This window comes from Pelolinea submarina, from assembly GCF_003966975.1.
Lineage (GTDB): Bacteria > Chloroflexota > Anaerolineae > Anaerolineales > Anaerolineaceae > Pelolinea > Pelolinea submarina.
Genome location: NZ_AP018437.1, coordinates 1690363 through 1716751, shown reverse-complemented (window position 1 = coordinate 1716751; position 26389 = coordinate 1690363). Strand labels below are relative to the sequence as shown.

At 50.2% G+C, this 26389-nt stretch carries 26 protein-coding genes; 17 read left to right on the top strand and 9 right to left on the bottom strand.

Annotation, left to right across the window (positions count from 1 at the left end):
- Positions 1 to 14: 14 nt before the first annotated feature.
- The 3 genes from Pelsub_RS07520 to alr form a co-directional block, all read right to left on the bottom strand.
- Complete coding sequence (locus tag Pelsub_RS07520) at positions 15 to 923, bottom strand: DMT family transporter (protein ID WP_116224338.1); 909 nt, start codon at positions 921 to 923, stop codon at positions 15 to 17.
- 14 nt (positions 924 to 937) lie between these two features.
- A complete protein-coding gene (gene recJ, locus Pelsub_RS07515; protein ID WP_158675031.1) occupies positions 938 to 2596 on the bottom strand; it encodes a single-stranded-DNA-specific exonuclease RecJ in 1659 nt (552 codons plus the stop codon).
- Between the two features lie 82 nt (positions 2597 to 2678).
- Positions 2679 to 3791, bottom strand: a complete 1113-nt coding sequence (gene alr / locus Pelsub_RS07510) for an alanine racemase (RefSeq protein ID WP_116224340.1) — start codon at positions 3789 to 3791, stop codon at positions 2679 to 2681.
- Positions 3792 to 3841: 50 nt separating this feature from the next.
- Here alr and tgt point away from each other — a divergent pair, with 50 nt between their 5' ends.
- The 4 genes from tgt (at position 3842) to add (ending at position 8469) form a co-directional block, all read left to right on the top strand.
- Positions 3842 to 4966, top strand: coding sequence for a tRNA guanosine(34) transglycosylase Tgt (tgt, locus tag Pelsub_RS07505; RefSeq protein ID WP_116224341.1), 1125 nt, complete (start codon positions 3842 to 3844; stop codon positions 4964 to 4966).
- Positions 4967 to 4978: 12 nt separating this feature from the next.
- Complete coding sequence (gene uppP, locus Pelsub_RS07500; protein WP_116224342.1) at positions 4979 to 6508, top strand: undecaprenyl-diphosphatase UppP; 1530 nt, start codon at positions 4979 to 4981, stop codon at positions 6506 to 6508.
- A gap of 62 nt (positions 6509 to 6570) precedes the next feature.
- Entirely contained in the window at positions 6571 to 7416 is an 846-nt protein-coding gene (gene proC, locus Pelsub_RS07495; protein WP_116224343.1) for a pyrroline-5-carboxylate reductase, read from the top strand.
- Positions 7417 to 7461: 45 nt separating this feature from the next.
- Entirely contained in the window at positions 7462 to 8469 is a 1008-nt protein-coding gene (gene add / locus Pelsub_RS07490) for an adenosine deaminase (RefSeq protein WP_116225016.1), read from the top strand.
- On the opposite strand, the gene Pelsub_RS07485 is transcribed toward add, so the two are convergent.
- Entirely contained in the window at positions 8466 to 8864 is a 399-nt protein-coding gene (locus Pelsub_RS07485) for a DUF4259 domain-containing protein (protein WP_116224344.1), read from the bottom strand. The two genes, add and Pelsub_RS07485, sit on opposite strands and share 4 nt — an antisense overlap.
- A gap of 131 nt (positions 8865 to 8995) precedes the next feature.
- Between Pelsub_RS07485 and Pelsub_RS07480 the strand changes: the two genes are divergently transcribed.
- Genes Pelsub_RS07480 through Pelsub_RS07460 form a run of 5 tightly spaced genes read left to right on the top strand, consistent with a single transcriptional unit; the run spans position 8996 to position 12377 of the window.
- Positions 8996 to 9625, top strand: coding sequence for a GyrI-like domain-containing protein (locus tag Pelsub_RS07480; RefSeq protein ID WP_116224345.1), 630 nt, complete (start codon positions 8996 to 8998; stop codon positions 9623 to 9625).
- Positions 9618 to 10184 (top strand): PadR family transcriptional regulator, encoded by a 567-nt coding sequence (locus Pelsub_RS07475; RefSeq protein WP_116224346.1) that lies wholly within the window; start codon positions 9618 to 9620, stop codon positions 10182 to 10184. The genes Pelsub_RS07480 and Pelsub_RS07475 overlap by 8 nt, the downstream gene beginning before the upstream one ends.
- The gene (locus Pelsub_RS07470; protein WP_116224347.1) at positions 10181 to 11206 is read left to right on the top strand and encodes a BtrH N-terminal domain-containing protein; all 1026 of its coding nucleotides are present in this window, start codon (positions 10181 to 10183) and stop codon (positions 11204 to 11206) included. Before Pelsub_RS07475 ends, Pelsub_RS07470 begins: the two co-directional genes overlap by 4 nt.
- 42 nt (positions 11207 to 11248) lie before the next feature.
- A complete protein-coding gene (locus tag Pelsub_RS07465) occupies positions 11249 to 11452 on the top strand; it encodes a MoaD/ThiS family protein (RefSeq protein WP_116224348.1) in 204 nt (67 codons plus the stop codon).
- A gap of 4 nt (positions 11453 to 11456) precedes the next feature.
- Positions 11457 to 12377, top strand: coding sequence for an ATP-binding protein (locus tag Pelsub_RS07460; RefSeq protein ID WP_116224349.1), 921 nt, complete (start codon positions 11457 to 11459; stop codon positions 12375 to 12377).
- A 138-nt stretch (positions 12378 to 12515) separates the two neighbouring features.
- On the opposite strand, the gene Pelsub_RS07455 is transcribed toward Pelsub_RS07460, so the two are convergent.
- From Pelsub_RS07455 to radC, 3 genes are all read right to left on the bottom strand, one after another.
- A complete protein-coding gene (locus Pelsub_RS07455) occupies positions 12516 to 13847 on the bottom strand; it encodes a glutamine synthetase family protein (protein ID WP_116224350.1) in 1332 nt (443 codons plus the stop codon).
- Positions 13848 to 14265: 418 nt separating this feature from the next.
- Positions 14266 to 14718: a hypothetical protein gene (locus Pelsub_RS07450; RefSeq protein WP_126440450.1), complete on the bottom strand. Its 453-nt coding sequence runs from the start codon at positions 14716 to 14718 to the stop codon at positions 14266 to 14268.
- Between the two features lie 89 nt (positions 14719 to 14807).
- Positions 14808 to 15536 (bottom strand): RadC family protein, encoded by a 729-nt coding sequence (gene radC / locus Pelsub_RS07445; protein WP_116224352.1) that lies wholly within the window; start codon positions 15534 to 15536, stop codon positions 14808 to 14810.
- Positions 15537 to 15650: 114 nt separating this feature from the next.
- Here radC and Pelsub_RS07440 point away from each other — a divergent pair, with 114 nt between their 5' ends.
- The 8 genes from Pelsub_RS07440 (at position 15651) to Pelsub_RS07405 (ending at position 23192) form a co-directional block, all read left to right on the top strand.
- Entirely contained in the window at positions 15651 to 16796 is a 1146-nt protein-coding gene (locus Pelsub_RS07440) for an MFS transporter (protein ID WP_126440448.1), read from the top strand.
- Between the two features lie 65 nt (positions 16797 to 16861).
- On the top strand, positions 16862 to 17719 hold the full coding sequence (locus Pelsub_RS07435) for a PfkB family carbohydrate kinase (protein WP_116224354.1): 858 nt from the start codon (positions 16862 to 16864) through the stop codon (positions 17717 to 17719).
- A 6-nt stretch (positions 17720 to 17725) separates the two neighbouring features.
- Positions 17726 to 18526, top strand: a complete 801-nt coding sequence (locus Pelsub_RS07430) for a ParA family protein (protein ID WP_116224355.1) — start codon at positions 17726 to 17728, stop codon at positions 18524 to 18526.
- Positions 18527 to 18528: 2 nt separating this feature from the next.
- Entirely contained in the window at positions 18529 to 19380 is an 852-nt protein-coding gene (locus Pelsub_RS07425) for a ParB/RepB/Spo0J family partition protein (protein ID WP_116224356.1), read from the top strand.
- Positions 19381 to 19384: 4 nt separating this feature from the next.
- Complete coding sequence (locus tag Pelsub_RS07420; protein WP_158675030.1) at positions 19385 to 20971, top strand: amidohydrolase; 1587 nt, start codon at positions 19385 to 19387, stop codon at positions 20969 to 20971.
- 45 nt (positions 20972 to 21016) lie between these two features.
- Positions 21017 to 21718, top strand: coding sequence for a helix-turn-helix domain-containing protein (locus Pelsub_RS07415; protein WP_116224358.1), 702 nt, complete (start codon positions 21017 to 21019; stop codon positions 21716 to 21718).
- A 23-nt stretch (positions 21719 to 21741) separates the two neighbouring features.
- Positions 21742 to 22602 carry a GNAT family N-acetyltransferase gene (locus Pelsub_RS07410; RefSeq protein ID WP_116224359.1) on the top strand — a complete coding sequence of 287 codons (861 nt, stop codon included), beginning with the start codon at positions 21742 to 21744 and terminating at the stop codon, positions 22600 to 22602.
- A gap of 170 nt (positions 22603 to 22772) precedes the next feature.
- Positions 22773 to 23192 (top strand): hypothetical protein, encoded by a 420-nt coding sequence (locus Pelsub_RS07405; protein ID WP_126440447.1) that lies wholly within the window; start codon positions 22773 to 22775, stop codon positions 23190 to 23192.
- A gap of 38 nt (positions 23193 to 23230) precedes the next feature.
- Here the strand turns inward: Pelsub_RS07405 and Pelsub_RS07400 are convergent, their stop codons facing one another.
- Both Pelsub_RS07400 and Pelsub_RS07395 read right to left on the bottom strand, forming a co-directional pair.
- On the bottom strand, positions 23231 to 23827 hold the full coding sequence (locus tag Pelsub_RS07400; protein WP_116224362.1) for a DUF4405 domain-containing protein: 597 nt from the start codon (positions 23825 to 23827) through the stop codon (positions 23231 to 23233).
- Between the two features lie 95 nt (positions 23828 to 23922).
- A complete protein-coding gene (locus tag Pelsub_RS07395) occupies positions 23923 to 26319 on the bottom strand; it encodes an HD domain-containing phosphohydrolase (RefSeq protein ID WP_158675029.1) in 2397 nt (798 codons plus the stop codon).
- Positions 26320 to 26389 lie beyond the last annotated feature (70 nt).

Genomic DNA, 26389 nt, shown 5'->3' with positions numbered 1-26389 from the left:
GCATTTTCTTTTTTTTACTTATCTTGTTTTACCGCCGGGCGCTGTAATTGCACCAATACCGCCCCTATTGCGGTCAAAGAAACCCCCAGGATTTCAAGGCTGTCCATGCGCTCACCCAATACCACCCAGGCCAGTATGGCAATTTGGACCATGATGGTATTGTTGATGATGCTGGCTTCCATGGCTTCCAATTTTTGCAGGGCTTTATTCCACCAGGTGAATGCCAGGGCTGTGTTTATCACTGCCAGCCAAACAATCAGCCCCCAATTGCTCAAAGTCAACCGCGGCAGGTCTTCCGTTGTTAGACCGGCAGCCAGCAACAGAATGGATCCAAAGCCCATGCTGATAGTCGTCACGCTGATAGGCGCCAGCCGGATATCACGATTAATTTTCCGCCCAATCACTGTGCTAACAGAATTCCCCAGCATACCCAGGAACGCAATCCCAACTGCCAGCCATTGCTTTTGCGGAAACTGAACCGGGTAAAAATAAAGGCAGGCACCCAGTATATTCAGAGCCAGCCCTATCCACTGCAATATGCCGGGTTTTTCCCCCAGTGTTCTGATACCTAAAGCGGCAACAAAAAGGGAAGTAAAACTCAAGATCAGGCTGACCGACATGGCCGGCAGCACAGCCAGGCCGGCGAACTGCGCGCCCTGGGTTAGCGCGTAATACAGTGCCCCCAACAACAGCAGCAACAGCCAATCGCGTTTTCGCAATTGAGCGATCTCGTCTCGGCGGGTTTTGGTCAGGGCAAACGGCAGCAAACATAAGAATGCCAGAAAATAGCGAATACCGGCAAACATCAGCGGGGATATATCACTCAATCCCCATTTAATTAGAACCCACGATGTAGCCCAGAGGAAAGTGACCAGTAAGCCCAGCAGAATGGAATTTGTTTTCGTCTGGTCTGAAGGTTTCATATCCGTTTTACTTTTTATTGTATATCACGGATGTTCAATTGGACGGTTTGATTGCCATTAAAGGTATTGATTTCATAAGCAAAAGCGATGTCGATATGGTCGCCCGCGTTTAGTTCATTCGCCAGGGCGCCGAATTGAAAAGCAATCGCATCCACAATCACCGGCGAGTGCAGTTGTCGATCCTGGTGGTAGCGAGGATCCGCCAGCGTCAATTTCAAATGATCCTGTGTTTTACCAACCGCCCAAATCTTACGAATTTCCACATCGCGGGCAATAAATAACGGGCTGGGATTTTTAACACCGGTGGGTTCCAGCTCATTCAGATATTTGAATAAAGAAGGGTGCAAGTCACTTAAGTTGATTTCCATTTCAGCTTCCAGCATGGGAGCCAGTTCAACCTCGGCTAATTCGCGCGCGATGATAGCTGAAAGCCGGTTTTTCAAGGCCGGCAGGTTTTCTTTTCTAACCGTCAAACCGGCTGCCATAGCATGGCCGCCATGCTGCACCAATAAATCCATGCATTCATCCAGGGCTGAAGTTATATTCAGTTCCGGAATGCTGCGGCAGGAAGCGCGGATAACCTCTTCTTTCTTGACTCCGATCACGGAAGGCCGATAATAACTTTCGGCTAATTTGGAGGCCGCCAAACCAATCACTCCCTCGTTATAGCTCTCATCCGCGCACAGGATCAGCCATTGGTCGCTGGAGAAATCATAACTTTCTTCCACGCTTTCCTGGATTTCACGCGTGATCAGCCGGCGCGACTGGTTTTCCGCATCCAGGCTCAAGGCCAGCTCACCGGCTTCTCTGGTTTCAGTCGCCATTAATAAATCATAGGCTTTTCTGGCGGAACTCAAACGGCCGGCGGCATTCAGGCGCGGCCCCAACATAAAACCGATATGCTGCGCATTGACTTCTTCAATCGGTACGCGGCTGACATTCGCCAGCGCCAAAATACCCGGGCGCGGTCCCGCGCGCATAACCTCCAAGCCCTGGCGTACCATGACGCGGTTTTCGCCGCTCAGAGGCGCCAAATCGGCAACCGTACCCAAAGCAACCAGGTCCAACCACTGGCGGGGTTCTTCCCCTTCCAGAGGGAACCTTTCCAGATAACGCTGGGCTAATTTGTAAGCAATACCCACACCGGCCAGATTCTTATTGGGATAGGGATCGCCCGGCCTGCGCGGACAAATGACGGCATCCGCAGGCGGCAGCTCTTCAAGGGGCTGGTGATGATCGGTGATGATCATATGCACACCCTGCTCTTCAGCAGCGCGAACTTCGCGAATGGAACGCACACCGCAGTCTACCGTAATAATCAAGTCCGGGTTAAGCTGCAGCACTTCTGTCAGTGCATCCATGGAGAAGCCGTAACCTTCTTCAAAACGGTTGGGGATGTACATTTCCACATTCATACCAACTTTTTGCAGGAGCTGCACCAAAACAACCGTCGAGGTTACCCCATCCACATCATAGTCGCCAAAAATAACGATGCGTTTATGTTGTGTCCCCATTTCAGCAATCAGGTCAATCGCTTTATCAATATCCAACAAAGGTTCCGGGGAGAAAATTGGCTGTTCGGCTTTAAGAAAGGCTTGTGCGCTGTCCCAATCCGTTATTCCGCGGTTAAATAAAATTTGCCGAAAGACAGGGGGATAATCCTTCAACTTCACATTAGCATCCGCACTGATTTTCGGAAAAGTTTTCCAGCGTTTTTTAATAGTGTTTGGCATCGATGAGTTGGGTTTAGGATTTCTATTTCAGGTAATAGCGCGGCATACGGGAAGCTAAACCGCAAATGACTTCATAATTAATGGTGCCCCAATCGTCGGCCAGGTCGGTTGCCGTAATTTCACTGCCTTCCTGATTACCGATAATGACCACCTCATCGCCGATTTCAGCCTCCGGCAAGTTTTCCAACTGCACCATGCACTGGTCCATACAGACATTGCCGACGATGTCCACCTTCTTACCGCGGATGAGCACCTGGTTGCCGGGCCTGCGGCGCAAGCCGTCGGCATACCCGACCGCAATCACACCGATGCGTTCTTCTTTAGTGGTGAAGTATTTAAAACCATAGCTGATGCCGTGGTTGGGTGGGAGCATTTTGATGGAAATCAATCGGGTTTTCCAGGCCAGGGCCGGTTGGACGCCCGGCGGCACCGGCACCTCATGCGAAGGCGGCAAGCCGTAAAGCACAATACCGGCGCGGGTCATATCAAAACCGGCCTGCGGGTAAACCAGCGTTCCGGCTGAATTGGACGCGTGCAGGAGAGCCGGCCGCAATCCGGCTGCTTCGAGTTTTTGAATGATGCCCATAAAGAGCGCCAATTGTTCATCCGTATAAGGCTTGTCCGGTTCATCCGCGCAAGCAAAATGGGTGAACATCCCTTCCAGGATCAGATTGGGACGCGATTGGATTAATGCGATAAAATCATCAGCCTGCTCCGAGTGAATGCCCAGACGGCCCATACCGGTATCTACTTTGGCGTGGATGACCAGCTTCTCGCCCAACTTTTCAGCCTGGTCTGCGTAAGCTTCCACCACTTCAGGGTCGTAAGCAGTCAGGGTAACGTTGGCTTTGATGGCGTGTGCCACGCGCAGCGGCGAGGTGTAACCCAGCACCAGGATGCGGGCTTTCACACCCGCTTCGCGCAGCAGCAGGGCTTCTTCAATGCGCGCCACGCCCAGCCATTCCGCACCCGCGGATTCAAAACATGCGGCTACTTTTTCCAGACCGTGGCCGTAGGCATTGGCTTTGACCACCGGCATAACCATCCTGCCGGCCAACTGAGAGACAATCTCATAATTTTTTCGTAAAGTACCCAGGTTAATTTCAAGCCAGGTTCCGAAGTTATCGCTATTCATGTGCTCAAGTATAAAACAAAATTTTAGGTAGAATATAATGCTTATACACAATGGAAGACACAAAAACTAACATAACGCCTTTCTCTTTTGAGCTTGTCGCACAGGACGGCAGCGCACGCGCCGGCATCCTGCATACTCCGCACGGGGATATTCACACCCCCATTTTTATGCCGGTCGGCACGCAAGCCACCGTAAAAGCGCTCACACCCGCACAACTTCAGGAATTGGAAGTGCAAATTTTACTTTCCAATACCTATCACCTCTACCTGCGTCCGGGGCCGGACGTGGTAGCGGATATGGGCGGGTTGCATAAATTCATGGATTGGCCCAAACCCATCCTGACTGATTCGGGCGGCTTCCAGGTATTTTCTATGGGGACGCTGCGCGCTATTGACGAGGAAGGGGTTACCTTTAAAAGCCATATTGACGGGTCAACGCACCGTTTTACGCCGGAATTTTCCATCAGCATTCAGGAAAAGCTGGGCGCGGACATCATCATGGCCTTCGATGAATGCCCCGACCCGCAGGACAAAGAATACAACATGCGCGCCATGGAGCGGACCCACCGCTGGGCCGAACGCTGCCTGAAAGCCAAGACGCGCGCGGACCAAGCCCTCTTCGGCATCGTGCAGGGCGGTATTTTCCCCGACCTGCGTCGCCAATCGGCCGAATTCCTGGCTTCTTTGGACTTCCCCGGTTACGGCATCGGCGGTTTATCCGTCGGCGAAAGCAAGGCGGACATGTTAGCCACCATTGAGGTGGTAACCGCCCTGCTGCCCGAAAACAAACCGCGCTACCTGATGGGCGTGGGAACACCCTACGACCTGGTCGAGAGCATTTACCGCGGGGTGGATATGTTCGATTGTGTGCTGCCCACCCGCCTGGCCCGCCATCACGCCGCCCAAACCCTGCAGGGACGCATGAACCTGGCTAACGCCGCCTACATCCGCGATGAACATCCCATTGACCCGCTTTGTACATGCTATACTTGCACGCACTTCAGCCGTGCTTACCTGCGTCATTTGGTCAGCACCAAGGAAATTCTGGGCGCAACGCTGCTTTCCATCCACAATATTCACACCCTATTAGAATTGAGCCAACGCATTCGCGAGAGTATCATTAATCATAAATATTCCGAACTGCGCCAAGAGCTGTTACGTAACCTGGAGCAGTAGGAGAAAATAATCATGACATTCTTCCAGTCCATCCTCCTCGGTATTATTCAGGGGATCACTGAATTCCTGCCCATTTCCAGTTCTGCCCATCTGGTATTGGTACCTGCGTTGTTAAATTGGAATCTTCCACCCGAACAGCTTTTCCCCTTTGATGTGTTGGTGCAAATCGGCACTCTACTGGCTGTCATCTTCTATTATCGGGAAGACCTCGGCATCATCTTGAAATCCATGGTAAGAGGGATCGTTTCCCGTAAACCTTTTGCCGAAGTGGAAGCCAGGACCGGTTGGTTAACCTTATTAGCTACCATCCCTGCCGGTATAGTGGGATTGTATCTCAAGCCAGCCATCGAATCGGCTTTTTCCAGCCCAGCCATAACCAGCATCTCCCTATTCATCACAGCTGCTTTTCTGGTTGCTTCCGAAGTATTAGGGAAGCGCACCCGAGAAATTGACGCATTAACCTGGAAGGACGCGCTGTGGATAGGCGCTTTCCAGGCGCTGTCCGTTTTCCCGGGTATTTCCCGCTCCGGCAGTACCATCACCGGCGGTATGACGCGCAACCTCAAACGCCGCACGGCCGGCCAATTTGCGTTTCTGATGTCCATACCCATCATGTTGGCTGCCGGGATCCTGGGTGTAATCGATTTAATGCAGATCCCCAATCTTCAAAATTTTCTGCCCGTTTTAACCACTGGCTTTTTAATCGCGGCAGTCGTTGGCTATTACGCCATTTCTTGGCTGATACGCTACATCAATGAACACTCGCTGCTTCCTTTTGCCGCTTACTGTGTATTGCTGGGAGCCGGTAGTCTGGCATTGATGGCATTGACACCGCAATCTGGCACCGCAAGCAGTAGCGGCAAACTTGCCGATGCTAACGCTTATCAGGTTGCCTACAATCCGAATTTGGAGTGGATTGTTCCGGTTATCACCAACTGTCAAAACGAGATTACTGACTTCCAGATAACCTATCAACAAGCCGCCAGCCTCACGGCTGCCTCCGGTAATTACGATGTTTATCTTTCTTATGGGACAAACGCTGAAATAGGCGCCAATATATACCTGATTGGAAGTGACCAATTAGCGGTGGCCGTCAATGCGAGTCGCGGAATGCAGCAAATCCCAATTTCCCTGGTCGACAGCATCTTTTCAGGCCAGACAACCACCTGGGGCGAAGCATATGCCACCTGCCCGGATTGCTTTAATAGCGATCTGACGTCAAACAGCGATGCAATTCGTATTTGGATACTGCCGGAGGATTCCGGCTTATGGAGTGCATTTACGGCGCTTTATCTGGATGCTTTACCTTCATCTTTTGCGAATATTGCCCCCAATGCGCGCATTATGTACCAAACGCTGGCTGCCGACCCCAACGCCATCGGCGTCCTGCCGGCCGGTTGGTTAAATGATTCTGTCACCGGTTTAACCGTGCGCGGAGATAACACGACACCCATATCACTTCCAATTTTGGCCGCTGCGCACAGCGAGCCGGACGAAAACTTGAGCCAATGGCTGGCCTGTATACAGAACGCTTTACCTTAATAACCCTCCTCTTTTCTTTTTTTTATTATAAAATTATTTCAGCTTCAATTAGGAGATGAATCATGATCAACGGAATTACCATTACTTTTATCGGTCCGGGTGTCATGGCAGAAGCCATGCTATCGGGGATTTTAAAAAAAGGGCTGACCAAGCCACAAAATATCCAAATTTCCGGTCCGTTGGTCGACCGCAATGAAGAATTGCAAAAAAAATACAACGTGCGATCTTTCACCAATAACTGTGAGGCAGCCGCTGAAGCTGACGTAGTGGTCCTCTCCGTAAAACCGCAGCGCCTTGAAAAAGTACTGCAAGAAATGAAAGGGCATGTCAATCCAAACGCACTGGTTCTTTCCATCGTTGCCGGGGCCAGTATCGCCAAGATTACCCGCAATCTGGGCCATGACGTCATTGTGCGTGCTATGCCCAATACCCCTGCTCAAATTGGCGAAGGCATTACAGTTTGGACCGCTTCACCTTCCGTCAGTGAAAAGCAAATGGAATTTGCCAAAACTATTCTGGGAGCTTTCGGGCAGGAGATTTACGAAGAAGAAGAGGATTTCCTGGATAAAGCTACGGCGTTGTCCGGCACCGGGCCCGCTTACGTTTATTTATTCATGGAAGCCATGGTGGATGCCGGTGTGCACATGGGTTTTTCACGCCGCACGGCTGAACGTTTGGTGATTGAAACCTTACGCGGCTCCGTGGATTATTACGACAAGGAAGCCGAAGACACCCGCCATCTGGCGCGATTGCGCAACCAGGTTACCTCCCCCGGCGGGACATCCGCCGAGGCCATCTACTATCTGGAAAAAGCAGGCTTCCGCACAGCCATCTCCCGTGCCATTTGGGCTGCTTACCAGCGCTCCCGTGATCTCGGACAGGACGCAGAAGTCCATCCGCCGGAATAAACCACTCCACATTCATCGCACACTTTCGAGGAAACCGCCATGAACATGATCCACACGAATTATCCCCTGGTCGAACTGCACCGTCATATGGACGGCAGCGTTCGTCTGGAAACTATTTTGGATATCGGTCTGAAACATAACCTACCCTTGCCCGCAGACACATTGGAAGGACTGCGTCCTTACGTGCAGGTCACCGAGGCAAAACCCAGTATTCTGGATTTCTTCGAGAAATTCGAGTGGCTGACCGCCGTTATGCTGGATGAAGAATCCTGCCGCCGTATCGCTTACGAAAACGTTGAAGACGCGAAAAACGAAGGGTTGGATTATATCGAGCTGCGTTTCAGCCCATGGTTCATGGCTGAAAAGAACCACCTCAATCCGGAAGGCGTGGTGGCGGCTGTGGTGGATGGTGTGCAAGCCGGTATTCGCGATTTCGGTTTGCCGGTCAATTTGATCGGCATCATTAGCCGCACCTACGGCCCCGAAGTTGGCATGCAGGAACTGGACGCCCTCCTGACTCAAAAGGAAGCCATCATCGCCCTGGACCTGGCCGGGGATGAGATTCACTACCCCGGTGAACTTTTCATCGAACATTTCCGCAAAGCGCGCGATGCCGGATGGCATTCCTGCCCGCATGCCGGTGAGGCTGCAGGGCCGGAAAGCATCTGGCAGGCCATAAATGAACTGGGCGCCGAACGCATCGGCCACGGCGTGGCAGCCGCGCAGGATGTCGTTTTGATGGATTATCTGGCCGAACATGGCATCGGTGTGGAAACCAGCCTGACAAGCAACGTGCAGACCAGCGCGGTGCCCTCCTACGCGGATCATCCCATCAAGCACTTCCTGCAAGCCGGCATCCGCGACACAATCAATACCGACGATCCCGGCATCAGTGCAGTAACCATATCCCATGAATACAATCAAGCGGCTGTCAAAGCCGGGTTAAGTGAAGAGGAAATCTTCCAGGCACAAAAAAACGCGCTGGAAGTCGCGTTTTTAAGTCAATCGGAAAAAGAGGAATTAGTTCAAAAGAAAGCGGCAGCGGATTCCTAAAGCTCCAGCCTTTTTAATAAAGCGGTAATGACCTTCTCCCAGTCATCCAATTTACCCTTATCTTGATATTTCGCTCGCAGCACGGAAAATTCCTGAATTTCACGGACAACTTCCTCAGCCTTCCCGCGCAATCCGGAAGCAGACTTGTTGACCAATGTCAACCATTCTTCTGCTTCTTGAGGTAAATTCGGATTGATATCCCCATCCAGTGCCGCCACAAGGTCGGCCGCTGCCAATGCAATACGGCAGTCGGCTGCTTCGAGATCTTCAACATCATCCTGCAAAACGACATCCAGCGCGTGTTTGACACGGCTCAATCCGCCGCTGTCCAATAGATCATAAATCCAATCCATCGCATCGTCGTTTTCGTAAATACCCGGACCCCATTCGGCCATTAATTTCTCCTGTTACATGTTATATGCAAATTTTTAGTGCTCACTTCAATTTTTGTCAAGGTCTTGACAATGTTAAAAACAAGTGCTATTCTAGTACTAGAATAGTTCATTTTTTGATTTCTGGAGGCTTCATGAAAGTAGATCATACAAAAACTTTGGGTAATCTCTACAATCAACCCAAAAAAGAGCCCAGTCTGGTAGAGGTTCCACCCATGAATTTCCTAACCATACGAGGCAGCGGAAACCCGAATCAGAACCAGGCATATAGCGATGCGGTTGGCGCTTTATACGCAATGGCTTATAAAATCAAATTCAGCGTTAAAGATGGCCCGCAAAACCTGGATTTCCACGTCATGCCTCTGGAAGGATTGTGGTGGGCCGAGGATATGCGCGAATTCAACCTGGACAATCGCAATAACTGGCTGTGGCAGATGATGATCATGCAGCCGGAAGAAGTAACCCAGTCAATCTTTGAAGAGGCGCTGGAGGAAGTCCGTCGTAAGAAGAACCCGCCTCGATTAAACGAGGTGAACTTCGAACGTATCGATGAAGGTACTTGCGCCCAAATCTTTCATAGCGGGCCTTATGGGGAAGCGGAAGCACCATCCGTAGAGAAGCTGCATGCCTTTATTCACGAACAGGGGTCCCAGTTAGTCGGCAAGCATCACGAAATCTATCTCAACTCGCCGCTGCGCACCGCGCCGGAAAAACTGAAAACCATCATTCGCCAACCCATTCGGAAAGTGCCTGCCGATGCCTGAAAAAACACCCGCTCTGACAGACGCGGAGCTGGCTCTGCTGAGTTTGCTGGCCGAAAGTCCAATGCACGGTTACCAGATCGAACAGACCATCGAGGAACGCGGCATGCGCGACTGGACACAGATCGGCTTCTCGTCCATCTACTACCTGCTCGACAAGATGAAGGGCAAAGGCTGGCTGACCAGCAATCTGGCTCAGGATACTGGCAAGGGCCCTGCCCGCCATGTTTACCAGATTACACCTGCCGGGCTGGAGACATGGAGAACTGCTGTTCTGGATGCGCTGAGCAATCCGCACCAGGCTTACAGCAATTTCATGATAGGCCTGGCAAATATCATCGCGTTGGATGCGGCCGAAGTGTACGCGGCTGTAAGCCGGCACCACGCCCAATTGCTGGAGCGCCGCGCCCATGTACAAGCCAAACTGGACAGTTATAACAACCAGATTCCCTGGGAGGTTGTGCAGCTCTTCGATTTAAGCCTGGCGCAGATAGACTGCCAGCTGGACTGGACAGCCGGCTTCCTGCAGCAACTGGAGAACAGAAATAAGGACCTATCATGAAGATCATTCCCGGATTTGAATTTTTAGAAACCAAACACTGCGTCACCGGATCCATTCTGCATGTATTCCGCTTCCACCGCTGCCTCATCAGCGAAGAGATGTTATTCGGTCTGGGCGACGGTATTGGATTCATCTACTGGCAGCCCAAAGGCGATTTGCCCTTTATGGGCGGGCGCGCCAATACCGCGCGCAAAGACCCGCAGGATTGTCTGGAAGTGCTGGCAGCCGAGCGCTGCGGGGTGCGTGCGGTTCGCAATATCACTGCCGGCAGCAGAAAAGCGGAGAAAGCCCTGCTCGATCATCTCAACGCAGACGAACCGCTCGCGCTCCAGGTGGACATGGGGCTGCTGCCCTACTTCCCCTTCTTTGAGAAATACCATTTCGGTTATCACCTGGTAACCGCGGCCGGCTACGACCCGCAAAGCGGCGAAGTTACCCTGGCGGACCGCGACGCCCAGCCTTATCCCGTCCAACTGACCCAACTCAACGCCGCTCGCGGCTCAACCTTCAAACCCTTTCTGCCTCAAAATGCCTGGATGGAATACGATTTCAGCGGCTTCCACCAACCCACCGATGAAACGCTGATCCAGGCGATGCGGAAATGCGCTGAGGATATGCTCAACCCGCCCATCCGCAGTATGGGTATCCAAGGCATTCACACTGCCTGCCGGCGTATCCTGGCCTGGCCGGAAATCATGGATAACAAATCCATTTCGGAGGGCAGCCTTAATCTGGCGTTGTATGTCCGCGCGGATGCCGGCACCGGCGGCGGCTTGTTCCGCTGGATGTACGCGGATTTCCTGCGCGAGTGTGCTCAGCGCCTGGGCAAATCAGCGCTGATAACCGCGGCGGATGATTTGCAGACCGCCGGCAATTTGTGGGAAGCGATCGCTGATCAGCTTGAGCAAGTCCACAACGCTTCCGATCTGCGCGACCGTTCGGCGCAAATCACAGCCCTGTTCAACGATGTAGCCGCAGCGGAGCAATCCGCCTGGTCGGGCTTGATTGCAGCCATTTCATAGCACCACGCCAATGGCGGTAAATCAGGATAAAATTACTCCGCCATGTCAGAAGAATCTGTGACTATTATCCTGAAAGATAAAAGCTTCCCAATGCACGCGGGCATTCCACTGCATAAAGCATTACGCATCCTGGATTTGCCCGCTAATGCCCACCTGGCCTTGCGCGATGGGCAGTTGATCACCGAAGACGAAATGCTGAGAAAAGGCGACCGCATCGAACTGGTGGCCGTCATTTCGGGGGGCTAAAGGAATGCGCTGCCGCAAATGCGGGCAAAAAGCCGTCATCAACATGCGCCAGCACCGCCTGGCGTTGTGCGACGAGCATTACCTGGAGTGGCTGCCTGAGCAAACAGAACGCTTCATCAAGAAATATGAAATGTTCACCCGCTATGAGCGGCTGCTGCTGGCCGTCTCCGGCGGCAAGGATTCGTTGGCGCTTTGGGACGTGCTCTGGCGCCTGGGTTACAACGTGGACGGATTGTATATCAACCTGGGTATCGACGGCTCCCTGGATTATTCCAACCAATCCCAGCGTTTCGCGCAGCAATTTGCCGATGAGCGCAATTTAAAGCTGATCAATTTAAATGTGCACGAGCAATACGGGGAAAGCATTCCCGAAATTGCCCAACGCACCCGCCGCGGGCAGGATAAGACCTGCTCCATCTGCGGCCTGGTCAAACGCCACATCTTCAATCAAAGCGCGCGCGATGGGAATTACGACGCGGTCATCACTGCCCATAACCTGGACGATGAAGCCGCCGTGCTGCTTTCCAACAGCCTGGACTGGTCATTGGAACGTCTGGGGCGCGGCCAGCCGCTGCTGCCGGCCGGCGGCGGGTTCGTACGCAAGGCTAAACCCTTCTGCCGTTTCTACGAGCGCGAAAGCGCTGCCTACACCCTGCTGCGCGGTATTCCCTATATCCATGAGGAGTGCCCCTATTCCACCGGCAGCAAGCAGTTATTTTTCAAACAAGACCTCAATCGCTGGGAAGAGCACATGCCCGGCACCAAACTGCGTTTTTATCTCAACTACCTGACCGCGCTGGATGAAGGCGCCTTTCCCCAACGCCAGGAGAGCCCGGCGGAATTGGATCAGCAGCGCTGCCCGATTTGCGGCCAACCCACCATCACCGGTAATACCTGCGCATTCTGCAGATTATTCGAGAAGTAAATTTCCTTCTGTTCGGGCAACCTTTTCCAAAACCCATCCGAAACCGCCACTTCGACAAGCTCAGTACGCGGTTTGGGACAAAAAAAACTCCGGAAATTTAATCCGGAGTTTTTCGTTACTTGGATGAATAACTTGAGATTATGCACTTTCCAGGAATTTTTCCACTTCCCAGTCGGTCACGTGGATGCGGAAATCATCCCATTCCTCCAGTTTTGCACGGCGGAAGGCAGTGTAGATTTCCTCGCCCAGAGCATTCTTCAGCACGGTGTCGTTATCCAGTGCTTCCAACGCTTCCAACAGGGAGGAGGGTAATTCTTTGATGTCTTTGGCTTTGCGTTCGTCTTCGCTGAGGTGGTAAATATTGATGTTGTTAAGCGGCTTGGGAGCGGCAATCTTGTTGTCGATGCCGTCGAAGGCCGCGGCGATCATACCGGCGAAAGCGATGTATGGGTTGCAAGAAGGATCCGGGAAGCGCAATTCAGCGCGCATGGCTTTGTTCTGACCCTTGTTGTAGCGTGGGATGCGGATGAGTGCGGAGCGGTTGATCTGCGCCCAACCCACATAAACAGGTGCCTCATAACCGGGTACCAGACGCTTGTAGGAGTTGACCGTGGGGGCAACCAACGCGGCCAACGCGCGGGCATGCTTCAGTTCGCCGCCGATGAGATTGTGGGCCAACTCTGACAGATGGAATTCATCTTTCTCATCAAAGAACAGGTTGGTGCCTTTGGTGTCAAAAATGGACTGGTGTACGTGCATCCCCGAGCCGTTGATGCCGAAGATCGGTTTGGGCATGAAGGACGCGATCAGATCATGCTGGGCAGCAATCGCCTTGACCGTATATTTCAACGTCATAACGTTGTCAGCCGTGCGCAGCGCGTCGGCGAAGCGGAAGTCGATCTCATGCTGTCCAAGAGCTACTTCATGATGGCCAACTTCGATTTCCAGGCCCATAGAATTCAGCGCGTACATCAATTCCGTGCGCACCTGGGCAGCTTCATCATCAGATGAAAAGTCGAAGTATCCTCCCACATCATGGGGAACCGGGGTGATGCTGCCGTTGCGTCTGAACAGGAAAAATTCCGGTTCGGGGCCGCAGTTGAAGATCATGTCGCGTTCTTTCAGATCGGCCAGCATACGCTTCAACAAACCACGCGGGTCGCCGGGGAATGGCTCATCATCAGGGGTGTAAATATCGCAGAAGAAGCGCGCGCGCTTCATGTGATCCGGCGTCCATGGCAGCACAGCATATGTGTCCGGGTCCACATACAAGTGCATGTCACTTTCCTGGATTCGGGCAAATCCCTGAACCGATGAACCATCGAACCAGATTCCTCCATCTAGTGCTCCTTCGAGCTGCTCGACTGGTGCATCCACACTCTTTACTTTTCCAGTTACGTCTGAGAACTGGAAGCTGATAAACTTTACGTTATCCTTTTTTACTCGTTCTAAAATCTCTTTTTTATCCATGTTTCCTCCAATGGCTTTTTAAATATAACAAGGCATGCCCGGGCATGCCTGTGTTAACAAATAATATGTTACTTGACTGCCCTTCCAATATAAACAGAGTTTTTTTTAACCTCAATAAAAAATTCTGACCACTGCATGGATATTGTGGCACACATCACTGCGTGCTTTTCATCCGTGCTTTTCCGGAAGGAAGAATGAAGCCCGTGGTAGGACTTCAGAGGCATCCGCTGATCAACCCGACTTTTTCCCAGTTATGGGATTAGCACTTCCCTCGCGGGAAGGAACCTCCTCCTCGTAATCTCCTGATGGAGACTCAGCCGCTTTTCTTCAAGCTATTCAATTGTTAAACATGGGCGTATTTTTACCACTGCAAAGCGTAGTATGTCAAGGGTAATATTAACAGAAATTAAAGATTCACCTATGTTTTGATACGCGTGGCGCTTTTATAGGCTTCCAGGAAATCCGCGATGATATCATCTTTAGTAATGCGCGCGATCTGCATGGAGTTTGCATTTGCGCGAATTTTTCCTTCAACGCCCAGTTTCAATTTACCTTTATCGTTGGGCAGATAAACGCTCTTGCTGGCCAGCAGTTTTCCATCGTCCATGTTAATGTTGATTTCATAGACAAATTCTTTATGCTTGTTTTTCTTGATCAGGATCGCCGCCCAATCCTTCTTATTGTCTATTTCAACTTCACGTTTATGTTTCTTGAACTCCTTCTTCAATTCATCAAAAGCCGTCAGGACTTCTCCCTGCATGAACAACTTGACGGATTGCTGCATTTCTTCTTTTTTTTGCTTTAATTCGCGCTTGGTTTTCTTCTGCTCTTTCAGATAGATCTCCAGGTCATCCTTCCAGTCGTTCATCATTCCTCGCCTTCTTCCAATGCCTCTTTATTACATTACTTTATAATATTTAAGAAATTTTAGCAAATTATAAATAAAAAGTTAAGGAATGCTTAATGCCACGTACGCGGCTGAGGGGAATTAAAAACCACCCGCCCCATTTGCCGGATCGAACAATAGCCGTCCCTGGCAATGACAATGTGATCCAATACACCAATATCCAATAATCGGCCGGCTTTGACCAGTTCCTCGGTAAAAAAGATATCCTCGTCGCTCGGCTGCGGATCACCCGAAGGATGATTATGAACCAGGATAATTGCGGACGCGCGTTGGCGCAGCGGTATTTCAAAGACTTCCGCCAGCCTTACGGAAGAATGATTCAGTGTCCCGATATACAGACGCTGTTCCCAAATCAGACGGTTACGTGTGTTCAGCACCAGTACCCACAACTCTTCCTGTAATTGGTCTGCCAATCGATGCGCCACTAACTGGTGGACATCTGCCGGTTTGCTCAGGAAAATGGCTGGAGAGTCCTCCTCTCGGTTCAAGCGATAACCGATTTCGATAGCGGCTTTTATCTGGGCAGCCTTAGCCTTGCCCATCCCTTTCACAGCGCACAGATCTTGAAAATTAGCCGCGTGCAGCCCTCGCAAGCCGCCAAATTGAACTAACAATTCACGGGCCAGATCCACTACATTGGTGCCCTCAACCCCCACTCGCAGCAAAATAGCCAGGAGTTCCGCGTTGGTCAGCGCTGATTCCCCCAGCATTTCCAACCTTTCCCGCGGGCGATCGTTTACCGGGTAATCCCGTATGCCAATAGTCTTGTTGTTTTCTTCCATGGTGGCATTCCCCTTTCATCTATGCATGCATCCAAACGGTAGGTTAATCATAACATTTCTTCGCGCTTGGCTTCATGCTATACTTAGTTTTCAGCCCACCATTGAGGTTATTTTTTGAGATATTTAAAGTTTGCAATACTGTGCCTGGCATTATTGACCATATTAATGAACTCGGCCATAATACCGATAATCAGCGAACTCAATGCTGCCTTTCCGAATACCAGCCCGGAGATTATCAAATTAACGCTTTCGCTGCCTGCCCTGACCAATATTATTTTTAGTCTGGTCGTAGCTCGATTAAGTTATCACATTCCCAAGAAATACCTCCTGATTTTCGCCCTGACATTGTATACGCTCAGCGGAATCGGTTGTAGTTTTGCACCCACGTTCGGTTGGCTGTTGGCCGGTCGCGCATTGTTGGGGGTGGGCACCGGCATGATCTCCCCATTGGTTACCGACCTTATTGCTTACTTCTATAAAGGTGAAGAACGCACTCAAATGATCGGTTTCTCCAATGCTTCTTCAAACCTCGCCGGGATCTTTATCCCGCTTCTGGCCGGATGGTTGGCGGAATTCAGCTGGCAATACGCTTTCTGGGTCTATGGAATCGGATTTTTCGTATTGTTAACAACCACTTTCTTCATACCGGTTACCCCGCTAAATTTCAATGACAACGCGGAAAAACACCAGTATTCTCAACCGCGCATGGTTTGGTTGGTTATATTGACGAACTTCGTGGTCATGCTGATTTTCTATACCCTGCCAACCAACTTAAGTGTTTTTGTTCAAGAAGAAGCCATTGGCACTTCATCCACCGCCGGATTCCTGGTTTCAATTTCTACGCTGGTTTCTACATTGATGGGGTTGATCTTTTCCGGCTTGTATAATCGCTTCAAGCAACAGTTATTATTAATCGGAATGATTTTTAGTTCTTTTGGTTTTGTCATGTTGATCTTTCCGCCCAGCCTGACAGCATTGATTCTAAGTGAAATCCTGGTAGGTGTTGGTTTGGGCGTCATATTCCCCTTCTTATCGTTGACCATTACCCAGGTTACTTCAGGTCAGCAAACGACTACCGCACTTTCCATGTATAGCGCCTCCTTTAGTCTAGGTATTTTTATGTCACCGCTTTTCTTTACCATGTTGGGAAATTTTACCGGAAGGGAAGCTATCCAGACCGAATTCCTGTTTGCGGCAGTGATTTTTTGCGTTTTAAGCCTCTTTGTCTCCTTCATCTCCCGTAAGCAGTCCCGCGAATAAAGATTTTTATACTTAATGCTATAATTTTTCAGTTATCAACTATTTTTTAAGGAAAATCATTGCGCATGCAGATCAGCGACATACAACCCTTGGATTATCTTGTTATCGGCCACATCACCCAGGATCTGGTGAAAGGGGGTGTAATGCTGGGTGGAACCGCATCTTATTCCACCATGACAGCCCACGCACTGGGTCTGCGCACCGGGTTAGTGACTTCCTGCCCGAAATGGTTAAGCCTGCCTGAAATCGCACCCATCAAGACTTATCGGAAGTACAGCCAACACGCGACTACCTTCGAGAACATCGAAACAGATCACGGCCGCCAGCAGGTAGTTCATCATTGTGCCGCGGTCATCGGCGCCGAAGATATTCCTGAAGAGTTCATCAACGCCGCAATAATCCATCTGGGCCCGGTTGCTAATGAAGTCAATCCGATCATTATCAATAATCTGCCCGCGGCTTCTTTCATTGGCCTCACCCCGCAGGGCTGGATGCGCATTTGGGGAAACGACGGCCACGTCCAATACCGCCGCTGGCAAACCCCGGACGCATTGCTGGAACGGGCTGATGCGGTAGTCATCAGTGTTGAGGATGTTCAGGGGGATGAGGATCTTATCAGCGAATATGCGCAAAAAACGCGCGTGCTTGTTGTGACAGAAGGTTTTGATGGCGCGCGGGTTTATTGGAATGGAGATATCCGCCATGTTTCCGCCCCCAGAGTGAACGTAGTTGACCAAACCGGCGCAGGCGATATCTTCGCCGCGGTGTTTCTTGCCAGGCTGCATGCCACCCAAGACCCTTGGACAGCCGCCGAGCAAGCAGTAAAATTAGCATCACAGTCAGTCACCCGGATGGGGTTGGCGGGAATTCCAACGCCCGAAGAAATCCAGGACGCATCAATTGAAATTCTTAAAGGATCATAAAGGGACATGACTAGAATTTACACACTGGTAAACCAAAAGGGAGGTGTTGGGAAGACCACCTCTGCCATCAATTTAGGCGCTTATTTGGGCTATTTTGGTCAAAAAGTGCTTATCGTTGACCTTGACCCGCAAGCGAACGCCACTTCCAGTTTGGGTATTGACAAACTGACCGTAAAAAACGGCACCTACGAAGTCGTGATCGGTTCTGCGCCAATTGCCCCATCTATTCTGCATAACCCGCGTCTGAAAATATCCATCTTGCCCTCATCGCCATCTTTAGCGGGTGCCGAGGTAGAACTGCTGGATTTACCGCGCCGGGAATTTCGCGTTAAGGAAGCACTGGAACCGATTCTCGATCGGTACAACTATATTCTGATTGACTGCCCGCCTTCCCTTAGTATTATTACCATCAACGGTCTGATGGCAGCCACCAACGGCGTCATCATCCCGGTACAGTGTGAGTATTTAGCTTTGGAAGGTATTGGTCAGCTAACCCAAACCATCAAACGGGTGCAGGGCTCTCTCTACCCCCAATTGGATGTGCGCGGTGTAATCATGACCATGTACGATGGGCGCACCCGCCTGGCAGCGGACGTGGTCAGTGAAATTAAAAAGTATTTTCCCACCCAGGTTTTCCAAACCATTATCCCCCGCAGCATTCGACTGGCAGAGGCGCCCTCTTATGGCTTGCCCATCGCGTTATACGCTCCCAGCTCCGGCGCTGCCAAAGCATACATGGAATTAACCCGTGAGATTTTGTCTCAGGATGGTGTAAATATTCCTGACCTGAATAAAAAGGTAGATTGATTATGGCACGAAGAGGACTTGGAAAAGGATTAGATGCATTAATTCCCGTTGAGGCGGCTGTAGAGCCGACCTCTGGGGCGCAGCAAATCCCTGTTGATTTAATCAAGCCCAATCCCTCACAACCTCGCCTTGAAATGGATGACGTGAAACTGGAAGAATTATCCAATTCCATCCGTGAACACGGCATCATCCAACCCTTGATCCTCACTAGGGAACCCAATCAGGAGGAATATATCCTGATTGCCGGTGAACGGCGTCTGCGAGCCGCCAAACTGGCCGGTTTGGAATCCGTCCCGGCTATTGTGCGCCAGGTCAGCGACCAGGAACGCCTGGAGTTGGCCTTGATCGAAAACATTCAGCGCGAAAACCTGACCCCGCTGGAATCCGCGGAGGCTTACCAGCAGCTCAACGATGAATTCGGGCTGTCGCATGACCAAATCGCGGAGCAGGTCGGTAAAAGCCGTACCGCGGTGACCAACACCATCCGCCTGCTAAAACTTCCGGAGGCAATCCGCGCCGCCATTGGAAGCGGCAAGATCAGCGAAGGCCACGGCCGTGCGCTGCTCAGCCTGAACAACGAAAAAGCCCAATTGGCCGCTTTTCAAACCATCGTCAGCCACGAACTCAATGTCCGCCAGGCTGAAGAATTGGTGCGAAAACTGGCCGGGGAGAAGCCTGCGGTTGAACAAAGTAAACCGTCCAAGGATCCGGAAGTAAAAGAGATCGAGAACAATCTGCGCTCAATCCTGGGAACCAAGGTAACCTTGAACCATGGAAAGAAGGGCGGTACATTGGTCATTCACTACTATTCCGACGAAGAGCTGGAGACACTCATCCAGCGTTTTAACCAATAATCTGATGAACACAAAAATCCTGACCAATTGCAAAATATATACATTTAACCCACAGCAGCCAATCGCTGAAGCATTATTCATTCAGGATGGGCGCATACTGGCTGTTGGCAATCGCTCCGATATCTCCGCCCTGGCAGACAGGAACACCATTGTAGAAGACATGGGCGGGCAGGTGCTTTTACCGGCACTGACCGATGCCCATATCCACATGTTGGAATACGGTCACAGTTTGCAGCGCGTCAATTGCGAGACCTCCACCCGCGCTGAATGTTTACAGCGCGTTCAGGATCGCGTGGAACAAACGCCTGCGGGTCAATGGGTTTTGGGCCACGGCTGGAATCATAATATCTGGCCGGAAGGCAGTGGTGATAAAACCATGCTGGATGTCTTCAGCCTGCAGCATCCCATTTATTTAACACATAAGTCCCTGCACAGCGGGTGGGCCAACTCAGCCGCCCTGCAATTGGCCGGCATCCGGGAAGATTCTCCCAACCCGGAAGGCGGGGTCTTCCAGCGCGATGCCAATGGTCAGTTAACCGGCATTCTGCTGGAGGGCGCCATGCGCGTGGTTGAAGCCGCTATCCCCCACCCGGATCAGAATGCCTGTGTGCATGCGTTGTCGCTGGCCCAGAAAAGTCTGCTGTCCTTCGGCATTACCTGCGTGCACGACTTTGACCCCTGGGATACGTATACCGCCCTGGCTGCCATGCAGGACGATCATCAATTATCCCTGCGGGTGATGAAAGGCATTCCCCTGCCCAATTTGGACGAAGCCATTGCGATCGGATTGAAAAGCGGCCAGGGCAGCAGCCATCTTCGCATCGGCTGGCTGAAGCTGTTTGCCGACGGCGCGCTTGGCCCGCAAACCGCAGCCATGCTGGCTCCTTATGAAGGATCAACTTCCACCGGGATGCTTTTCCTGCAAGGTGAAGATATTGTTGAAATCGGTCAGAAAGCCCTGCCGCACGGTATCAGTTTGGCTGTGCATGCCATTGGCGACCGTGCCAACCACGAGATAATCAATGGCTACGCGCAGTTGGATGAGATGGGACTGCTGCAAAAAGCAGCGTTGCCCGCCCGTATCGAGCACGTTCAATTGATTGACCCGCAAGATATTCCCCGGTTAGCTGTCTACGGCATCACTGCCTCTATGCAGCCCATCCACGCCATCTCTGACCGGCATATGGCTGACCGCTATTGGGGTAAGCGCAGTGAATTCGCGTATGCCTGGAATTCTGTCGCAGCCGGCGGTGCCCGTCTGATTTTCGGCTCGGACGCCCCGGTCGAATCCCCCAATCCTTATTGGGGCATCTTTGCAGCAACCACCCGCAAACCGCTCGACTCGCAGGAAAAGCTGGATGGATGGTATCCGCAGCAGTGCTTGTCTGTCGCGGACGCGCTGGCAGCTTACATCACCCAACCGCATAGAATAGCCGGTCAGTCCGGAAAACTGGGTGTAATTCAAAAAGATGCCTGCGCCGACCTGGTCTGCTTTAAATCAGATCCGTTCAAGATAGCGGAAGCGGACTTTGTTGATTTACTGCCACAGGCAACGATGGTGGATGGAGAATGGGCATTCAACCATGCTTGAACCGGTCGGATGCTATAATGGAAAATAAACCAATGGTGGTATGGGATGAACGAACAAACAGGCAGTAAATTATCATTCTCAAGCGATGCCCTGGCAGAAGGGTTGAAAATTGCCCGGGAAGCCAGTGGAAAATCCACAACCGAATGCGGCCAACTTCTGGGTATCAGCAGCAGCCGTATACGCAGTTATGAAAGTGGGAAATATATTCCTTCGCTGCCGGAACTGGAATCATTGGCTTATATTTACAATATCCCGCTGCCGGCATTGCTGGATCCGCAGTCATTACCCAAATTCATCCACCAACCCAATACCCGACAGTTCAAACAACTGTTGGATATTCGCTCGCACATTATCGCGACCCGTTTGCAGTTAGCTCGGGAAAACCAGGGAATAACCCACAAAGAACTATCCAAACAAACGTCCATTTCCGTCCCGCGAATAAAGAGATATGAAAAGTGCGAACTGCCAATTCCGTTGAATGAATTGACTGCGCTATCGGATGCGTTGGGAGTGGATTTCGCGGATTTACTGGACAGCGAAAGTCCCATCGGTTCCTGGCAAACCGCACAAATAAAGATGCAATCATTTTCCAAATTGCCCGATGAAACCCAGGCCTTTGCGCTCAATCCGGCCAACCAACCTTATATTGCATTGGCTAAGCAGCTGCAGGAAATTGGCCAGGAAAAATTCAAGCAGATGTCCGAATCCATCCAGAATATCTTGAGTACTTTTAACCCAAAAGAATAAACCGGTAAAAACGCAGGTACTTTATGGAACGCGAATCCATTGTGCGGACCGCCGTCAAAAGCGATCGGAGTGCCATACAAGATTTCATCGATCGTGCTGCGGCTTTGCACCGGCACCTTGATTGGCGATCCCCATTTGATTGGCTCGGTAATCGGAACTTTTTAATCTCCCTCGAAAATAATCGGATTTCCGGCTTGCTGATTTGTACTGCCGAACCGGACGAAGTGTTCTGGATTCGCATTTTCGGCACGGCAAGTTTTTCCCAAATTGAAAGCCAATGGGAGATTCTCTTTGGGCAGCTTTTCCAACAACTGCCAGAACAACCAAGTCCGGTTACATTAGCTTCCATCGCCTACTTTGATTGGATGAAAAACCTGCTCGATGAAAATGGGTGGAGAGTTCAACAGGAAGTGGTCCAACTGCGATGGGTGCACAACTATTTTAATAAATTGGAAAAGAAATGGCCGGAGGAATTATCGATCCGTCCAATGACCTATAACGATATCAAAACCGTAACTGAAATTGACCAGGACTGCTTTTTATATATTTGGAAACAATCGCAGGACGTAATCCGCCGTGCCTTTGAACAATCTTCCTACACAACTGTAGCCGTTATTGAAAACGAAGTGGTTGGTTTTCAGATCAGTACCTCGCATAAATCAATCGCTCATCTGGCCCGGCTGGCAGTTCTTCCTAAATTCCAGGGGCAGCACATCGGCCAGGCCCTGGTCCAAAATATGCTGCGTCATTATTCCAGGCCATGGATTCAGGAGATCACCGTCAACACACAGCATGACAACCAGGTTTCGTTGAGCCTGTATGCGAAGATGGGATTCGAACCCACCGGAGAGCGGTTCCCCATTTTTACATATCAAAAAAGCTGATACCAAGAATCGGACCAGCTTTTTTCATATCAGAGTTTTAGAGATTATCTTTCCCCGCCGCCAGCCCACAACGGCCGGCCGCTATCTTCGCGAATCCGGACAGTGATATTCCGGGTGATATTATCCAGACTGATTGCCTCAAACACACCTTCATCATAGAAACCACTTAATTGCACACGATCATTGATTGTGGCGTTGAATCCAGCCTCTATCGCATATCTCCATGCGCGGTTTTCCACAATGGTCCGGGTGTTATTCTCGTCAACAATAACCATCTGATCGCCATCAACAAATTCAACCGTTCCGTCAATTACATAGATCGCATCTACTTCCGCCAACCCGCTGCCGCCGGATTAGGTAAAAGATTCTTCAGCAATATTCCTGCCTCGTCCGCCATTGCCATTTCCATTATTCCCGCCGGCCCCATTCTGCCGGCCAGTGGCTTGAATGCCCTCCCCATCTTGCCATCCCTGATTTCTATGGGAACCGGAATTACCATTTCCATTAAAACTCGTTCCTGTTCGCGCAGCGGTTCGGTTAACCGCCCCATAGATCAAGCCGCCGCTGACACCAACCATTACTATTCCTAACGCGATTTTTTTCAACATAATCGACTCCTTGTCTTTATCTATACTGTTTCAACTACCTTTTCCCGTTTCATCACCCGTTTGGATACCTTCATAACCCAACCATGGTGATAGAGAAAGTGAGCCAGCGATAGGATAATCATGATTACGCCTGACCAGGTATGAATAACATCCCAGGCTGAGTAATCGAAAATGAAAGTCGGTGCAGATGCCTGCCTGCCCGCCGGCACAAATAGAAAATATATTCCCGAAATTGCCGCAAGCATGAAACTGGCCGCTGCGGCCGCATCCAGGTAGAGATTGAATTTGGCATGCGGATTCAGCCGGCCAATTTTGCATTCGGTTTTCCCGAAACAGCGTTTACCCATATCCATAATCCATTTCCAGTGAACGGGAATATGAATTAATAAGATAATAATCATCGCTATTCCGGACCACAAATGAATTTGTGACCAATCCGTGCGATTGAAAAGTACAGACGTGTTGTAATCCGGATTTCGGCCGCCCTGATATCCGTTGGGGAAATACAGAAAATAAACGCTCGAAGCGGTCAGCGCCAGGCCAATGACAATCAACAGCGTTACCAGCCAGTATCGCTGTCGAGTTTGTGCAGACAATACATATTGATATTCACTCATCAACAATCTCCGTTATATGATGATATGAATATAAATTGAGAATATGAAGAATTTATGAAGCTAATTTGAAATTATCTTGTTTTTATTGGACTGGATTATTTTTTTCTTTTTCTGCGTTGATCATTAACTTGAATTTCCATAAATGCGTCAACGACTATCGGATCGAAGTGACTGCCCGATTGAGATTGGATATATTCCAACGCTTTTTTCGACGACCAGGCTGGTCGATACGGCCGATCAGAAAGCAAAGCATCCCAGACATCCACAATTGCGAAAATCCGGGCGGCCAACGGTATTTCCTCGCCTTTTAAACCGCGCGGGTATCCACTGCCGTCCCATTTTTCATGATGGCAGTAAGGAATATCTAAAGCTTTTCGCAAGAACGGAATTGTGGAAAGCATATCATAAGCGTAGATAGGATGTTTATGCATGATTTCCCACTCTTGATCCGTTAATGGGCCCTCTTTCAATAGAATACTATCCGGCACACCCATCTTGCCGATATCATGCATAAGTGCCCCACGCTGAACGTGGACTAATTCCTCATCCGTAAAACCCAATTTGCGTGCTAAACGTAAAGTCAAATCCAACACACGCTGACTGTGACCCTGCGTCTCCCGGTCACGCAGCTCCAAAGTACGCGCCCAGCCTTCCAGCGTAGTTTCGTAAGCCACTGCCAAATCCAGGTTCGATTTTTCCAGATCGCGGAATAACAGCGCATTATCAACCGCTATAGCAGTTTCTGATGTCAGTGTATGCAGGAAGTTCTCCCACTCGGTATCCGGATTGAGTGGAGATCGATGGAAAAGTTCCAGCACGCCTTGTACTTTTCCTTTTGAAATTAGGGGAGCGCCATAATATGCCACAAAATTTTCCCCTTCCAGCAAAGGCGATTGCTGCAGAAGATTTGTCTCCTCATGCAAATCGTTGATATAAACCACATCCATAATTTCCGCAGCACGTCCCGCCAGACCCTCACCAATATTCAGCTTGGTATATTTCAAGGCATCCGTCTTGAAACCGCGTCCTGCCACAAAAAATAATTGCTGATTCTCCTCATCCATTAGCAAAACATCAGCCGCATCCACGTCCAATTGGTCCGTTACCTGCTCCAGCAATAGATAAAGCGGTATTTGCAGGTCGATATTCGTTGTAATGGCTATATTGATATTCTGAAGCGCAGATAGCCGTTTTAATTGGAGTTGTAGGCGTTTTTCGGCTTCACGCCGCTGGATTAACTCCTGTTGTGCCGTGGTATAGAGTTGTGCGTTTTGAATGGCAACAGCTACCTGGTGTGAAAGAGTTAACAAAATCTGTTTATCTTCAGAGCTATATAACTGCTCCGAAAGCTTGGGACCCAAAGCCAGAAAACCGAGTAATTCACCTTTGGCAATTAGCGGAACATAAACATTTGCATCAATGGACGTAATGATTTCTTTTTCCTGGCCCCAGATGGAACGGAAATTCGGGTTCGTATCCAATTCCCTTTGATTGACTACGTGGTCATGAATTGACAGCCAGACAATCAAAGGATTATCGGATGTGATGGTAATGCGGGGCGATAGATGCATACCAGTTTGATATGCAATTTGGTAATTCCGCCGGTTCTTTTCTTTTAGAAACAGAGCTGCCTTATCAATATGGAAGGTTTGTATGATTTCAGTCACGATCATGCGAAGCAGTTCATCCAGGTCAATCACAGAGGAAGCCGCTTCACTTACCCGCTGGATCATCCGCACCGCATTATAGCGGTCGCGGAAGAAATACCGGTCAATCCAATTCTGCAGCGAATCACGGAACGGTTGAAAAACAAGCGCTGCCAGGATGGAAACAAGAAAAGAAATCGAGAATATTTGTGCGTTGGTATTTGCATGGAATATCTGCAAGGCAATAGTGATGATCAGAAAATAAGCCGCGCCAATGATTATTGTAGGAACAAAATACAGGATACTCTTGCGAACAACGACTTTTACATCCAGCAATTGATGGAAAAGAATCGCGTACGCAAAGATACCTGCAGCGATTGTGTTGGAAAGAATATCCAGCGGATATTTTCCCAACTCGGTGAAATTAAAACTACCGCCAATCAGTATGAACAGGATTGCCAATGAAAAAAGGCTGAAACGCGTAATCTGATTCTCATCCTGTGAACTTCGTGCACTTTGTAATAAGCGAAACAAGCACAACAACATGACTATGTAGCTCGGCCCAGCTGCGACTGTTACCCAACCTGTCATGGTATAGACTAACTCACCATCCACCATATTAGCAAAGGGTGTGACAACATTGGTGAATTGATTCAGAAGAATCGCAAAAAAACCATAAGGATAGACGATTTTCCCAATTTTCATTTTCTGGTTCAGGGCTGACTGCGCGAAATAGAACAACGCAATCATGGATGCGATTGCAGAGGAAGTCATGCCCCTGAACCAGAATAAAGTATCACCATAGTCCAGTAAAACCAGTAAAGAAGCTGCGGACCAGAAAAACATGCAAGCCAAATAGATGCGAAACCGCACTTTAAGCGTATTTTGCGGCTTTGATATCCTGACAAATATATAC